Annotated in this window: 15 protein-coding genes; 6 read left to right on the top strand and 9 right to left on the bottom strand. The window is 46.0% G+C overall.

Annotated features, from left to right (window positions below; translation table 11 throughout):
* The first annotated feature begins 335 nt into the window (after positions 1-335).
* The 4 genes from ACY2VW_RS04930 to ACY2VW_RS04915 all read left to right on the top strand — a co-directional run bounded on the left by ACY2VW_RS04930 (position 336) and on the right by ACY2VW_RS04915 (position 3,670).
* Entirely contained in the window at positions 336-809 is a 474-nt protein-coding gene (locus ACY2VW_RS04930; RefSeq protein WP_461877266.1) for a hypothetical protein, read from the top strand.
* A gap of 195 nt (positions 810-1,004) precedes the next feature.
* Positions 1,005-1,223 (top strand): cation transporter, encoded by a 219-nt coding sequence (locus ACY2VW_RS04925; RefSeq protein ID WP_055266075.1) that lies wholly within the window; start codon positions 1,005-1,007, stop codon positions 1,221-1,223.
* Between the two features lie 186 nt (positions 1,224-1,409).
* Entirely contained in the window at positions 1,410-3,278 is a 1,869-nt protein-coding gene (locus ACY2VW_RS04920; RefSeq protein ID WP_461877265.1) for a heavy metal translocating P-type ATPase, read from the top strand.
* 17 nt (positions 3,279-3,295) lie between these two features.
* Positions 3,296-3,670, top strand: coding sequence for an ArsR/SmtB family transcription factor (locus ACY2VW_RS04915; protein WP_461877264.1), 375 nt, complete (start codon positions 3,296-3,298; stop codon positions 3,668-3,670).
* Between the two features lie 192 nt (positions 3,671-3,862).
* Here ACY2VW_RS04915 and ACY2VW_RS04910 read toward each other — a convergent pair whose 3' ends face one another.
* Positions 3,863-4,237: a LysM peptidoglycan-binding domain-containing protein gene (locus tag ACY2VW_RS04910; protein ID WP_461877263.1), complete on the bottom strand. Its 375-nt coding sequence runs from the start codon at positions 4,235-4,237 to the stop codon at positions 3,863-3,865.
* Positions 4,238-4,490: 253 nt separating this feature from the next.
* Here ACY2VW_RS04910 and lexA point away from each other — a divergent pair, with 253 nt between their 5' ends.
* Positions 4,491-5,159, top strand: coding sequence for a transcriptional repressor LexA (lexA, locus tag ACY2VW_RS04905; RefSeq protein WP_022462869.1), 669 nt, complete (start codon positions 4,491-4,493; stop codon positions 5,157-5,159).
* A 206-nt stretch (positions 5,160-5,365) separates the two neighbouring features.
* Positions 5,366-6,442, top strand: a complete 1,077-nt coding sequence (locus tag ACY2VW_RS04900; protein ID WP_461877262.1) for a tyrosine-type recombinase/integrase — start codon at positions 5,366-5,368, stop codon at positions 6,440-6,442.
* Positions 6,443-6,541: 99 nt separating this feature from the next.
* On the opposite strand, the gene rsmH is transcribed toward ACY2VW_RS04900, so the two are convergent.
* The 8 genes from rsmH to ACY2VW_RS04860 all read right to left on the bottom strand — a co-directional run bounded on the left by rsmH (position 6,542) and on the right by ACY2VW_RS04860 (position 13,257).
* Positions 6,542-7,591, bottom strand: coding sequence for a 16S rRNA (cytosine(1402)-N(4))-methyltransferase RsmH (gene rsmH, locus ACY2VW_RS04895; RefSeq protein ID WP_461877261.1), 1,050 nt, complete (start codon positions 7,589-7,591; stop codon positions 6,542-6,544).
* A gap of 29 nt (positions 7,592-7,620) precedes the next feature.
* Positions 7,621-8,568, bottom strand: a complete 948-nt coding sequence (locus ACY2VW_RS04890; RefSeq protein WP_461877260.1) for an RluA family pseudouridine synthase — start codon at positions 8,566-8,568, stop codon at positions 7,621-7,623.
* 55 nt (positions 8,569-8,623) lie between these two features.
* A complete protein-coding gene (gene dtd, locus ACY2VW_RS04885; RefSeq protein WP_022462865.1) occupies positions 8,624-9,064 on the bottom strand; it encodes a D-aminoacyl-tRNA deacylase in 441 nt (146 codons plus the stop codon).
* A 75-nt stretch (positions 9,065-9,139) separates the two neighbouring features.
* Positions 9,140-9,778, bottom strand: a complete 639-nt coding sequence (locus tag ACY2VW_RS04880; RefSeq protein WP_022462864.1) for a cytidylate kinase-like family protein — start codon at positions 9,776-9,778, stop codon at positions 9,140-9,142.
* 173 nt (positions 9,779-9,951) lie between these two features.
* Positions 9,952-10,881 carry an RluA family pseudouridine synthase gene (locus tag ACY2VW_RS04875; protein ID WP_461877259.1) on the bottom strand — a complete coding sequence of 310 codons (930 nt, stop codon included), beginning with the start codon at positions 10,879-10,881 and terminating at the stop codon, positions 9,952-9,954.
* Positions 10,874-11,410, bottom strand: a complete 537-nt coding sequence (lspA, locus tag ACY2VW_RS04870; RefSeq protein ID WP_461877258.1) for a signal peptidase II — start codon at positions 11,408-11,410, stop codon at positions 10,874-10,876. The genes ACY2VW_RS04875 and lspA overlap by 8 nt, the downstream gene beginning before the upstream one ends.
* Positions 11,400-12,512, bottom strand: coding sequence for a 3-dehydroquinate synthase (gene aroB / locus ACY2VW_RS04865; protein WP_055217839.1), 1,113 nt, complete (start codon positions 12,510-12,512; stop codon positions 11,400-11,402). The genes lspA and aroB overlap by 11 nt, the downstream gene beginning before the upstream one ends.
* A gap of 133 nt (positions 12,513-12,645) precedes the next feature.
* Complete coding sequence (locus ACY2VW_RS04860) at positions 12,646-13,257, bottom strand: cell division protein SepF (RefSeq protein WP_117508927.1); 612 nt, start codon at positions 13,255-13,257, stop codon at positions 12,646-12,648.
* Positions 13,258-13,267 lie beyond the last annotated feature (10 nt).

Below are 13,267 nucleotides of genomic sequence, written 5' to 3'. Positions count from 1 at the left end.
ACCTCCATGTAGTGGTATCAAAAGTTGAGACTCAACCTTTGATACTCGTATTAGAAATATAGTCTATTGTCACACACTTTTCCTTTACAGTCGAGGTACGGACTATCTACCGTTTACTATTTTTTTGCCCATTTTTTGAAAAAAAGTGATTAAAAAACTATTGACATTTTGTTACTGGAGCTGCAAAACCGTCCTACGAGCATGCGCAGGCCATCTGGGACAGCTACCTGGAATGCCTGGCGGTCGATAAATGCAAAGAAAATACGCAGTATCATCCCTATCTGCTGCGCGAAGGCAATTTTGAGATCCCGGCGATCGGCTACAACGCGCTGCCGATGGATTCACACCGTGGTCTTAGTGATCTTCCGAATGCTGCAGGATATCGTCTGTATGACCGGTTTGAATTGGTTTATGAAAAAGGATATCATCCTGAACCGGCCGGGTTTGCCGCACCTGGTCCGATCAAACATCCGAGAGATCATGTACAGCTTCAGCTGGGAGCAGGAGAGTATGCTTCCTATACAATCCGTGAAAAAGAAACCTATACAGTTTCTGTAACTTACTGTGCAGACAAAGAGGTGAAGGTACAGGCAGCTATTCAGGGAGAGACTCTTTTTGAAGGGGTAATGCCTCCTGCCGGTGAGAAAGTAACTTCGGATGTTCATCCATATTTTGCATATGAAACAGCACCGAACACACTCGAACTGTTCACACTCGGTACCGTTACAGGAGAAGGCATTCTGAAAATAGCGGTTCTGGACGGATGTGCACGGTTCGGACAGATTGTGATTCGGAAAAGTGAAAAATAGCAGAACATAACGTTTCTTTATGAGGAATAAATAACAGATCTATCTGCCCGCAGGAATCAAAAAAATCCGATGGGCAGATTTTTTTGATTTTTTTCAGTTTTCCATTGACAATTGCATCACTGGTGCTATAATAAAAACAAACATATGAATAAATGTTCATATGAACAGTGAAAATGAAAAAGGAGATCAAAAGCGATGAAGAAAACGTATAAGATCGATGTTGACTGCGCAAACTGTGCAAACAAAATGGAAGAGGCTGCAAAAAACACAGCAGGTGTAAAGGATGCTACCGTAAACTTTATGATGCTCAAAATGATCGTTGAGTTCGAAGACGGACAGGATCCAAAGAGCGTTATGCAGGATGTTCTGAAAAACTGCAAAAAAGTTGAGGATGACTGCGAGATCTTCCTCTAAAATAAAAAACTTTCATCGGCGGATGGAAGAAAAAGCTGGAGCAGAATAGATTCTAAAACCTGTCTGCGGTTCGGCTCGAGAAAAATCCAGTATTTTCTCTCTGGAGCAGCGGATTTGGATCTGTAAATCTCTGGGATGAAATGCTGGATTTTTTCATCCGGCGGTAAGAACAAAGGAGGCATATGTATGAATAAGAAACAGAAAAAGGTTCTCATCCGCGTCATCGTTGCATCGGTTCTTCTGATTCTCTGCGCGGTACTGCCGACAACCGGCTATGTGCGATTTGCAACCTTTATGGTTCCTTATCTGGTCATCGGATACGATATCCTGAAAAAGGCCTGGAAGGGAATCCTGAACAAACAGGTATTTGATGAAAACTTTCTGATGGCTGTTGCGACGGTCGGCGCCATTCTGCTTGGCGAGTATCCGGAGGGCGTAGCCGTTATGCTGTTTTACCAGATCGGCGAACTGTTCCAGAGCTATGCTGTCGGAAAGAGCCGCCGGAACATCAGCGAACTGATGGATATCCGCCCGGATTATGCAAATATCGAGGTAGACGGAAAACTCGAGCAGGTTGATCCGGATGAAGTTGAGGTTGGCACAATCATTGTTGTACAGCCTGGTGAAAAGATTCCGATCGATGGTGTGATCGAAGAAGGAAACACCACACTGAATACCAGTGCCCTGACCGGAGAGAGTGTTCCGCGTGACGCCCGGGAGGGAGACGAAGTCATCAGCGGATGTATCAATATGTCCGGTCTGATTAAAGTAAAAACAACGAAAGAGTTTGGAGAGTCCACTGTATCCAAAATTCTGGATCTTGTGGAAAACTCCAGCTCCAAGAAATCAAGATCCGAGAACTTTATTTCCAAATTTGCGAAATACTATACACCGGCCGTCTGCTACGGTGCGCTGGCGCTGGCAATCCTGCCGCCGCTGGTACGGATGCTGTTTTTAAGTGCAGCACCTGAGTGGAGCGTATGGATTTACCGTGCGCTGACCTTCCTGGTTATCAGCTGCCCGTGTGCACTGGTCATCAGTATTCCGCTCAGCTTTTTCGCTGGTATCGGCGGCGCAAGCCATGAAGGTGTCCTGGTGAAAGGTTCCAACTATCTGGAAACACTTTCCCAGACAAAATACGTTGTATTCGATAAAACCGGTACCATGACACAGGGTGTCTTTGAAGTAGCCGGTATTCACCACAATACGATCAGTCAGGAAGATGTTCTGGAATACGCAGCACTTGCTGAGTGTGCTTCGAGCCATCCGATCAGCAAGAGTCTGCAGAGAGCATATGGAAAACTGATCGACCGAAGCCGTGTCACGGACATCGAAGAACTCGGCGGAAACGGTGTAACAGCAAAGGTAGACGGGAAAAATGTCGCTGCCGGAAATGCAAAACTGATGGAGCGCCTTGGCGTTGATTATATCGACTGCCACAGCGTCGGCACCATCGTCCATGTTGCTGTAGACGGCAAGTATGCCGGACATATCCTGATCTGTGATATGATCAAACCGCATGCGAAAGAGGCGATTCAGGCGCTGCGGAAATCCGGTATTAAAAAGACGATTATGCTGACTGGAGACTCCAAGCGGGTAGCCGATCAGGTAGCTGCAGATCTTGGAATTGATGAAGTTTACAGCGAACTGCTTCCTGGTGACAAAGTAAGTAAAGTGGAAGAGCTGCTTGCCGCAAAGACAGAAAAAGAAAAACTTGCCTTCGTAGGTGACGGCATCAACGATGCACCGGTACTGTCCCGTGCCGATATCGGTATTGCGATGGGAGCACTTGGTTCCGACGCAGCAATTGAAGCAGCTGATATCGTTCTGATGGACGACGATCCGCTCAAGATTTCCAAAGCAATTCACATTTCCAGAAAATGTATTCACATTGTTTATGAGAATATTTATTTTGCAATTGGTATCAAAGTATTGTTCCTGCTTCTGGGAGCCATCGGTATCGCTAACATGTGGATGGCAATTTTCGCAGATGTCGGAGTTATGATTCTGGCGGTTCTGAATGCAATTCGTGCTCTGTTTGTGAAAAATCTATAGAAAGACGAGGACACAAAATGGCAAAAATTAATCCGGAAGAAGCTGATCTGTGCTGTGACTCCTGTGAGGTTCATGAAAATCTGGTAAAGATTGTCAATGAGACCATACCGGATGAAACAGAGCTTTACGATCTGGCAGAGCTCTTCAAGGTATTTGGTGATTCCACGCGGATCCAGATCCTGTTTGTCCTGTTTGAGGCAGAGGTATGCGTCTGCGACCTGGCAGAAGCACTGCACATGACACAGTCCGCAATTTCCCACCAGCTTCGCATTCTGAAGCAGAATAAGCTGGTAAAGAGCAGACGAGAAGGAAAATCGGTGTTCTACTCTCTTGCAGATGGTCATGTACGGACAATCATCGCACAGGGACAGGAGCATATTGAAGAGGATTAAAAAAAGCATAAGATAGCAGAAATGTCCCGCAGATGAGAAATTTCATTTGCGGGACGTTTCTGCTTTTCACATTCATTCTTTATTTGGTAAACCATGCTTCCCGAACATGCTGTTTTAGAAGGTTCCGTGCATTTTGGAAGCTTTTTTTTGCTTTGTTTACATAACTGAATTATGTAAAGTATTTCTTGAATTTCATAATTTATACTCCTCGGAGTAATACGGAATGCAGAGATACATACCGTCCGTGATCTGGTTGGAACTCAGGTGATTGATCTCACGAACCTCAGCAATGTAACTGGAAATATCGGAGTATTCTTCTGTACGGTATTCTTTGGCGATGTCCCACAGTGTATCGCCGGAAGAAACGCGGATACTGGTGTAGTATTTGTAGGTTGGAGCTTTCGGCTCACTGTCTGCCTGCGTATTCTGCGGCGTGAAGTGGAAGATTAAAAGAAATGTGACGGCAACCAGAGACAGGAGAGCGGCGGCGGCGCGGATCTGCAGTTTTCTTCTCTGGATTTTTCGTCTTTCTCTCAGTGATTTTCTTTTCTTTGCATTGGTGCTCATGTAAAATTCCCCCTTGATTTGTGATAGAAGAGTAGTTGTGCTATGTGAACATTTGTTCTTTCGAATATATGTTCATTATAATAAAAGAACGTATGTTTGTCAACACGAAATACGAACAAATTTTCGGAACTTTTGTTTGCGTTCCGGTGGGATTTATGGTAAAATTTATTTGGTATATTTTAAGCAAATATCGTATAGAAAGAGGGGACTACCCTAATTCATATAAAAAACGAAACGACAGGAGGAATATACGATGGCTGGAGACAAAAATAAACTGACAGAGAAACAGAGACAGATTCTCGAATATTTAAAACAGGAAATTTTACAGAGAGGATTCCCGCCGTCTGTGCGTGAGATCTGCGAAGCGGTTTCCCTTCGTTCTACATCCTCGGTACATGCACATCTGGAAACACTGGAGCGGAAAGGCTATATCAAACGAGATGCAACAAAACCGAGAGCCATTGAAATCTGCGATGAAGGATTCCATACCGGCCGCCTTGGTGCAATCCAGGGAATTGCATCGGAAGACACCGCATCCCAGAGTGAGGTTGCACAGATTCCACTGATCGGCAAAGTAGCTGCCGGAGAACCGATTCTTGCGGTAGAGAATATTGAAGGATATTTCCCGATGCCGGTAGACCGTCTGCCAAACGCAGAAACGTTCCTTTTAAAGGTACAGGGCGAAAGCATGGTAAATGCAGGTATTTTAGACGGTGACCTTGTTCTTGTGGAACAACAGGCAACTGCGGAAAATGGAGAAAAAATTGTCGCTCTGGTCAATGATTCCGCTACAGTAAAAACATTCTACAAGGAAGACGGTTATTTCCGCCTGCAGCCGGAAAACGATGAGATGGATCCGATCCTTGTGGATGATCTGCAGATCGTAGGAAAGGTAATCGGAGTATTAAGATTTTTATCCTGAAAAATAAAAGAAGAAAATAAAAAATGTTGTGAAAAAATGAACAAGAAATCGGCCTGTAAAATTCGGCGGTTTCAGAGGAAAAACCGGTGATTTCTGAAAGTAACTCTTCAACTATTCGAAAAACCTGCGTTTCCCGAATAGTTGTATGGAGGAAATACTTCTTTCATTTTTCCGGTTTTTCTGTTTAGAAAGGCTCATTTGCAGTTATGAAATCAAAAATTACGTATCACGAACAAACCGATATGGAAAATACGCTGAAGCTCCGCGAGGTTCTGAAGACGCTTCCCTCTTTTACTTCCGAATTTTTCCGCGGCATCAGCACAACGACATCGACCAGCACACGGATCAAATATGCATATGACCTTCGGATCTTTTTTCAGTATCTTCAGAAAGAAAATCCGGAATTTGCTAAAATTCCCATGGATCAGATGTCCGTTGATGTGCTTGACCAGGTCACTGCACTTGATCTTGAGGAATACACAGAATATTTAAAGGCTTATATCGGTTCCCAGGAATCTTATACCACCAACGGGGAAAAAGGCCTGAAACGAAAATTGTCGACACTTCGGACGTTCTATTCCTATTATTTTAAAAAGGAACTGATTGAGACAAATCCTACGCTGCTTATCGATATGCCGAAGCTCCATGAAAAAGAAATTATCCGTCTGGAGCCAAATGAGGTTGCGGAGCTTCTCGATTTTATTGAATCCTGCGGCGACGGGCTGAGCAATCATCAGCGGGCCTACTATGAAAAAACAAAGGAACGTGATTTTGCAATCATTACTCTTCTGCTTGGCACGGGAATCCGTGTGTCGGAATGTGTCGGGTTAGATATTGAGGATGTCGATTTTAAAAACAATGGCATCAAAGTGCTTCGAAAAGGTGGAAATGAAATGTTTGTCTACTTTGGAAATGAAGTTGCCGAGGCACTGAAAAAGTATATCGAAGTCCGCGCAGGTATTACGCCTGTGGCAGGACACGAACACGCACTCTTCTATTCGGCGCAGAGAAAACGGATCAACGTCAAGACGGTGGAAAATCTGGTGAAGAAATATGCGTCCCAGGTGACGACAACGAAGAAAATTACGCCGCATAAACTGCGCAGTACGTACGGTACGACGCTGTATCAGGAAACAGGCGATATTTATCTTGTTGCGGATGTTCTCGGCCATAAGGATGTCAATACGACGAAGAAACATTATGCTGCCATGGACGATGCAAGGCGCCGCCAGGCTGCCACAGCGGTACGGCTGCGGGAGTCCATGCCGGACCATGAGGAATAAAAACATATCAGAAACCAAAAGAGGAATCAACAGGGTTTATATCCCATTCGTTGATTCCTCTTTTTATGGAGACGACTTCTCTCCTGCTTTTTTTTTTAGTTACTCCGCCTTAATTGCCCAGCGCATTTTCGTTGAACTTGCACGGCTGTTGCGGATGCATTCTTCTTTGGAAGGACGAATGACTTCTTTTGAATATTCGGAATAAATACCGATCTGATACAGACCCTTCATGGACTTTTTCACAAACCGGTCTTCGCCGGAATGGAACGTCAGAATTGCCGCTCTGCCGCCCGGAGCAAGAGCATCCGGGAGTTTTTCCATGAATGCTTCCAGAACCTCATATTCGTTGTTTACATCGATCCGCAGTGCCTGGAAGGTACGGGCGCAGGATTTTTTGATGGCTTCTTTTTTCTCGTCTTTCGGAAGAAAATCCAGTGCTTCAGCGATCAGATCACGCAGTGCAAACGTAGTGTCAATTTTCTTTCCTTTCCGAAGCGCCCGCGTAACAGCCTGGGAAATTTCTTTTGCATACGGTTCATCGGCGTTTTCAATGAGCATGCCTTCCAGTTCATCACGGGCAGCCGTGCGCAGACGCCCGGCCGCTGAAATTCCTTCTTCTGGATTCAGACGAAGGTCCAGTGGACCGTCATATTTATAGGAAAAGCCGCGTTCCGGGTTATCAATCTGCATGGAGGAAACGCCAAGATCCGCTAGGATAAAATCAAACGGACCATATTCGGCAGCAACCTGATCAATATTGGCAAAATTCTGATGAAGAATCGTTAAAATCTCAGGGCCGTACCCCTGCGCAGCCAGTCGTTCTTTTGTTTTTGCCATCTCGATCGGATCGACATCCAGCGCACAGAGATGGCCTTTTCCCTGCAGGCATGCAAGCATACGAGAACTGTGGCCGCCGTAGCCGAGTGTTGCGTCAAGTCCGTTCTGTCCCGGTTCGATCTTGAGAAAATCGAGGATTTCATCTACCAGAATCGGGATATGCATGCCGGCCGGTGTGCTTCCCTTTTGTATCACATGTTCAATGGTCCCCTGATATTTCTCCGGATTCAGTTCTTTGTATTTCTCATTGTAATTCCGCGGATGTGTGCCTTTGTAGCGGACGCGGCGTTTGTGTTCTTTCTGTTCTTCCATAACACTTCCTCCTTGTACTTCAGATATATTTAATCGAACATGTGCGTTCGAATATTTTCCAGATCAATTGGTTCTCCTGTCATCGGCTGCAGAAAGTGCAGTTTCCAGGCATGGAGCGCGGCACGGGTACCGCCGTCGCGGACTCCGTAGAGCGGATCTCCGAAAAGTGAATGTCCAATAGATGCCATGTGAAGGCGGATCTGATGCGTGCGGCCGGTTTCCAGACGGCAGCGCACGACGGCCCAGAAGGGATCCTGAAGGACAGCCTCGTAGTGTGTAGCAGCCCACCGGCCGTTCCCTTCTTCACAGATACGCATTTTAGTGATACATTTCCCAGACGAATCGAAAGAATCAGGGTCATCTTCTGGAATTTGCTCCATGGAAAGACGAATGGTTCCTTTTTGCGTTTCTTCGGAAAAGGGATGATGCACCAGAGCCAGGTATTCTTTTTTCAGCTCGCCGCTCTCCCGCTGACGGGAAAGTCTGGCTGCGGATAACTGATTCTTTGCAAATAGTACCAGACCCGATGTATCTTTGTCAAGACGGCCGATGCAGCGGAGTTCAGAAGGCACTGTCGGTGTTTTTAACAGGGATGCGGCAGCATATGTCAGGGAATCGGAATAATGGCCGTGGGAAGCGTGGCAGACCATGCCGGATGGCTTATCCGCGACACAGAGATCGCTGTCCTCATAAAGAATCCGTACACCGGCAGAATCGCCTGATACCGGCAGAACCTGATCTTCGGAAAGGCGGGAACACTTCTGCTCATATCGAAAAGTGATCGTATCTCCAGTCTGGACGACTGCATTCGTGCGGCAGGAAACGCCGTTTTTCTGAATTCCATCCGGAATATATTTGGCATGGCGGATTTCACGCGGGGTCAGGTGCAGAAAACGTTTTAGAATTGTTTCCACCGACAGTCCCCCCTGTTCCGGAAGGACAAAGTGACACAGCTGCTGATAGTCAAATTGCGGCATAAAAGATTTTCTCCTCTTCACAAGTTCACATAATCATTTTATGTAAACTATATATTTACAGATCCTCTAAGATCACCGTAAACGGCCCATCATTCACCAGTGATACTTCCATCTCAGCTCCGAACACTCCCGTTTCGACAACAGGAACCTGTTCTCGTGCTTTCGCGACCATATATTCATACAGTTCTTCTGCTCTGTGCGGCTCGCCTGCTTCCGTGAAGCTTGGACGGTTTCCTTTTTTACAGTTGGCATACAGGGTAAACTGCGAAACCATCAGAAGCTGTCCATCCACATCTGCCAGGGACTTGTTCGTCTTTCCATTTTCATCTTCAAAAATACGCAGTCCCAGCAGTTTTTTCATATACTTGTCTGCTGTTGCTTCATCGTCCCCCTGGCCGACACCGATCAGAACCAGAAAACCTTTCTGAATCGATCCGACAACCTTCTCTTCCACCGAAACACTTGCTCTTTTTACACGTTGTATAACAATTCTCATCTTTAAAATCCTTTCATAAAATGACCCTCCTCTTATTTTTAAGAGGAGGGTCGTTTCTCCTATGTTCTGTTTTGATCAGATGCTGAAAATCTTGCGGATTCCCGCTTCTTTAACTTCAATTGCCTGTTTGATCATATCTACGGTTCCATCGATACCGAATACACTGCTGTTCAGGCACAGGTCGTAGCTGTCTACCTCGCCCCAGCGTTTGCTGGTGTAGTAATTGTAGTAGCTTGCACGCTGTTTGTCGATCTTTGTGATCTTGTCTTTTGCTTTTGCATCAGAAAGATCATACAGCTTTGCGATACGGCGGATGCGATCCTGCATATCTGCTTTAATAAAGATGCTCAGCACGTTCGGATTTTCCTCCAGTGCATAATCTGCACAGCGGCCTACGATGACACACGGACCGTCCTGCGAAATCTTCTTGATGGCATCAAACTGCGCCAGAAATACCTTCTGGTTCAGCGGCATATCCATCATGGTAGATCCATAGCCGAAGGAGTAACTGTCCATAACCAGAGAGTATAAAAAGCTGTTGGTTGGTTTTTCATCGTGGTTTTCGAACAATTCCTGGCATAATCCGCTGTCCTTTGCTGCTCTCTCCAGCAGCTCTTTGTCATAGTACTTGATTCCCAGGTCATCCGCTAAAATCTTACCAATGGAATGTCCGGCGCTTCCGTACTGACGTCCAATCGTTATGATAGTTTTCATATAATCCGCTCCTTTCCATTCCGTCACAATAATCTGCTTTCACAGATGTAGTAACTCGCGTTTTTTCGTTACATCTAGTATACTACAGAATTCACAGAAAGTACAGAACATTTTGATAAAACTTATACAAATTAACTATATACTTTTTGAAATATCATTCTTTTTAAGCAGTTTCAGACATTTTTTCGAAACTGCAGCAACAGATTGGAAAAATATTCCGGAAGCGGCGCCTCAAACTCCATATAGGCCCCGGTCCGTGGATGGATAAATCCAAGTACCATCGCATGCAGCGTCTGTCCCTGCAGGTTTTTCACCGGGCATTTCTTCGGGCCATAAACCGCATCGCCAAGCAGTGGATGCCCGATACTTGCCATATGGACACGGATCTGATGCGTCCGGCCGGTTTCCAGCTGGCATTCAATATACGTATAATTTCCAAAGCGTTCCAGCACACGGTAATGTGTGACCGCCGGTTTTCCGTTCCGTTCATTAATCGCCATCTTTTTCCGGTCTGTCGGATGGCGGCCGATTGCACCGCGCACGGTTCCCTCGTCCTCTTTCAGATTCCCATGGATAATTGCCCGGTACTTTCGGGTAATGGAATGTACAGAGAGCTGTTCTGCGAGGCTCTGGTGGGCGAAATCGCTCTTACAGATAACCAGGGCACCCGTTGTGTCCATATCGATTCTGTGGACGATTCCGGGGCGCAGAACGCCGTTGATGCCAGAGAGATTTCCGCGGCAGTGATACAGAACCGCATTGACCAGTGTTCCGCTGCTGTGGCCTGCCGCCGGATGTACGACCATCCCCTTGGGCTTATTGACGACCAGAAGATCATCATCCTCGTACAGAATATCAAGCGGAATGTTTTCTGGCTCCACGTTCAGTTCTTCTGGTTCCGGCAGAAGCACCAGAACGGCATCACCGGCGGCAACCTTACTGCTTGCTTTCTGCGTTTTTCCGTTGATCGAAACCTTTCCGTCTTTTAAAAGCTTCTGCAGAAAAGAACGGGAACAGTCCGAAAAAGATGCGGCCAGGCACTGATCAATCCGTTTTCCGTCAAAATCCGGTGTAACTTCCAAAATCCGTTCTTCTTCAGCCATCGGACTCCTCCTTTTTGGCGTTTTTATGCAGAAATGCGAAGTCTTCGTCCTTGTAGTACAACAGATACAGCAGTAAAAAGACAGCGACCGATACGGTGACATAAATATCAGCTACGTTAAAAACCGGAAAGTTGATCAGCGAAATGTAGATGAAATCAACGACGTAGTGATTCAGAAAACGATCGTAAAAATTTCCGACCGCACCAGCCGTCAGAACAGTCAGCACGGCAAAAAGCGGTAAAAAGCGGCGTGTCTTTGGAAGCTTGTAAAAGACGATCACCATGACGATCAGAAACAATACCGTCATCACGGCAAACAGCCAGTACTGATCCTGCAGAAGTCCGAATGCCATGCCGCGGTTTTCCAGATAAAACAGCTCCAAAACCCCTGGAATGAGCTCGATCGACGGCTGATTCTTCAGATACTGCACTGCCAGTGATTTTGTATACTGATCTGCTGCAAACAGAAGGACAAGCGCTGCCGCGCAAACCAGATAAACGGCCAGCGGAGAAAGTTTTTTACTCTTCATCGATCAGATCTCCATTAATAGAATTGATAGCTTCCAGCATTTCTTCATCTGTAACCGTGCGGTCCACCACAGCATGGCCGACAGACTCCAGAAGGATGAATTTGATCGTACCCTGTTCCATTTTCTTGTCCGATTTTGTTGCAGCCAGAATATCTTCCGATTTCAGGCCGTCCACGGTGATTGGCAGATAGAAACCGACGTTCATATCACGAATCTCGTAAAACTCTTCATCGGAGAGATAACTTCTCTTGTAGGAAATATAGGCAGCAGCAACGGTTCCAAGTGCAACGCACTGGCCATGGAGCAGTTCGAAGTTTTTGAGCTTTTCAATGGCATGACCGATCGTATGGCCAAGATTTAAAACGGCACGCTCTCCCTGTTCTGTTGGGTCATTTTCTACAACCTGGCGTTTGATATCGCAGCATTTCTGGATCATTTTCGTTAATACCGGCTCAATCCGCTCTTCGATCTCAGACATGTGATTGATGGTCCAGATGTAGAATTTTTCATCGCGGATCAGACCTGTTTTCAGGACTTCTCCCATGCCGCAGGCAAACTGTTCGCCGTTCAGGGATTTTAAGGTTGCCATATTCATATAGACAAGACGCGGATGATGGAATGCACCGACCATATTTTTGTACTGGTCGAAATCGACGCCCGTTTTTCCTCCAACGCTGGAATCTACCTGTGCAAGCAGTGTCGTCGGAAGCTGGATGAAATCAATGCCGCGCAGATACGTTGCCGCCGCATAGCCGGTCAGATCCCCAACGACACCGCCGCCGAGTGCGAATAAAATGTCTTTTCTCTCAAAGTGGTTTTCAATCAGATGCGTGTACAGATCTTTGACGGTATCCAGATTTTTGCTTGCTTCACCAGCCGGGAAAACAAATGCGGTTACGGTCTCAAACAGCGGGGACAGTACATTTTTTACCTCTTCCAGATACAGTTCTGAAACCGTGCTGTCTGTGACAATGCAGGCCTTTTTTGCAGGGAGTTTTAAGTTCTCCACACAGCCGGCGAGGCGTTCGTAGCTGCCGTCCCAGACAATTTCATAAGAAAATTCAGTAGATGTGCCTTCTCTTTTAACGGTAAGTGTTTTCATAATTTATGCCTCCTGTATGTTCTTTCATGAAAAAAGCATCAGAATCCTGCATCTGATGCTTTTCCTTTGTTACTAAGTAAATCAATAATTGATCCAGTGGATCCATTTTAATTTACTGCAAAGATAATTTTCTTTAATAATCGGTACGGATATTTGGAAGATCAAAAGCTCCGCTTAAGATATCCTGGATGTCGCCGGAAATTTCTACACTGGACGGTGTCAGGATGAAAATATAGCTGGAAACTTTCTGCAGACTTCCGCTCATGCAGTAGCATGCACCACAGCAGAAATCAATGATTCTCTGGGCAATATCCACATCAATGCCTTCTAAGTTAAGGACAACGGTACATCCGGCCAGAAGCGTATCCGCGATTTCACGGGTATCCTCCATGGAAGCCGGTTTGATGACGCATACTTCCATATTTAATGCACCTGCTTTCTTTCTCATTGGAGTAACTTTCGAGGAAACCGGGGCAGCTGGCTTTGGAGCTCGTGCAGCAGCAGCCTGGCTTGAAGCGGTGGTCTTTGGCGCCGGCTGTTTACGCGGTGCAGTGTGAACCGGTTTCGCCTGCAGCTCTTCCTCTTCGTCCTCATCCTCGTTCTCCAGTTTACGGAAGAAACGTTTCTTTGGTTTTTCTTCTATATCATCGTCTTCTTCATCGAAGAAGCTATCCGAATCAGCATCCTCTTCCTCGTAATCGTCGTTCAGCCGGATGGCATCCAGAAATTTGTCTAAAACACTCATTCTTATACTC

This window comes from Fusicatenibacter sp., assembly GCF_977045365.1.
This window is presented reverse-complemented; position numbering and strand designations above follow the sequence as displayed.

Coding starts and splice junctions, on each gene's coding strand:
- ACY2VW_RS04930 (WP_461877266.1), top strand. CDS start 336: ATGGATTCACACCGTGGTCTTAGTGATCTTCCGAATGCTGCAGGATAT.
- ACY2VW_RS04925 (WP_055266075.1), top strand. CDS start 1,005: ATGAAGAAAACGTATAAGATCGATGTTGACTGCGCAAACTGTGCAAAC.
- ACY2VW_RS04920 (WP_461877265.1), top strand. CDS start 1,410: ATGAATAAGAAACAGAAAAAGGTTCTCATCCGCGTCATCGTTGCATCG.
- ACY2VW_RS04915 (WP_461877264.1), top strand. CDS start 3,296: ATGGCAAAAATTAATCCGGAAGAAGCTGATCTGTGCTGTGACTCCTGT.
- ACY2VW_RS04910 (WP_461877263.1), bottom strand. CDS start 4,237: ATGAGCACCAATGCAAAGAAAAGAAAATCACTGAGAGAAAGACGAAAA.
- lexA (WP_022462869.1), top strand. CDS start 4,491: ATGGCTGGAGACAAAAATAAACTGACAGAGAAACAGAGACAGATTCTC.
- ACY2VW_RS04900 (WP_461877262.1), top strand. CDS start 5,366: ATGAAATCAAAAATTACGTATCACGAACAAACCGATATGGAAAATACG.
- rsmH (WP_461877261.1), bottom strand. CDS start 7,591: ATGGAAGAACAGAAAGAACACAAACGCCGCGTCCGCTACAAAGGCACA.
- ACY2VW_RS04890 (WP_461877260.1), bottom strand. CDS start 8,568: ATGCCGCAATTTGACTATCAGCAGCTGTGTCACTTTGTCCTTCCGGAA.
- dtd (WP_022462865.1), bottom strand. CDS start 9,064: ATGAGAATTGTTATACAACGTGTAAAAAGAGCAAGTGTTTCGGTGGAA.
- ACY2VW_RS04880 (WP_022462864.1), bottom strand. CDS start 9,778: ATGAAAACTATCATAACGATTGGACGTCAGTACGGAAGCGCCGGACAT.
- ACY2VW_RS04875 (WP_461877259.1), bottom strand. CDS start 10,881: ATGGCTGAAGAAGAACGGATTTTGGAAGTTACACCGGATTTTGACGGA.
- lspA (WP_461877258.1), bottom strand. CDS start 11,410: ATGAAGAGTAAAAAACTTTCTCCGCTGGCCGTTTATCTGGTTTGCGCG.
- aroB (WP_055217839.1), bottom strand. CDS start 12,512: ATGAAAACACTTACCGTTAAAAGAGAAGGCACATCTACTGAATTTTCT.
- ACY2VW_RS04860 (WP_117508927.1), bottom strand. CDS start 13,257: ATGAGTGTTTTAGACAAATTTCTGGATGCCATCCGGCTGAACGACGAT.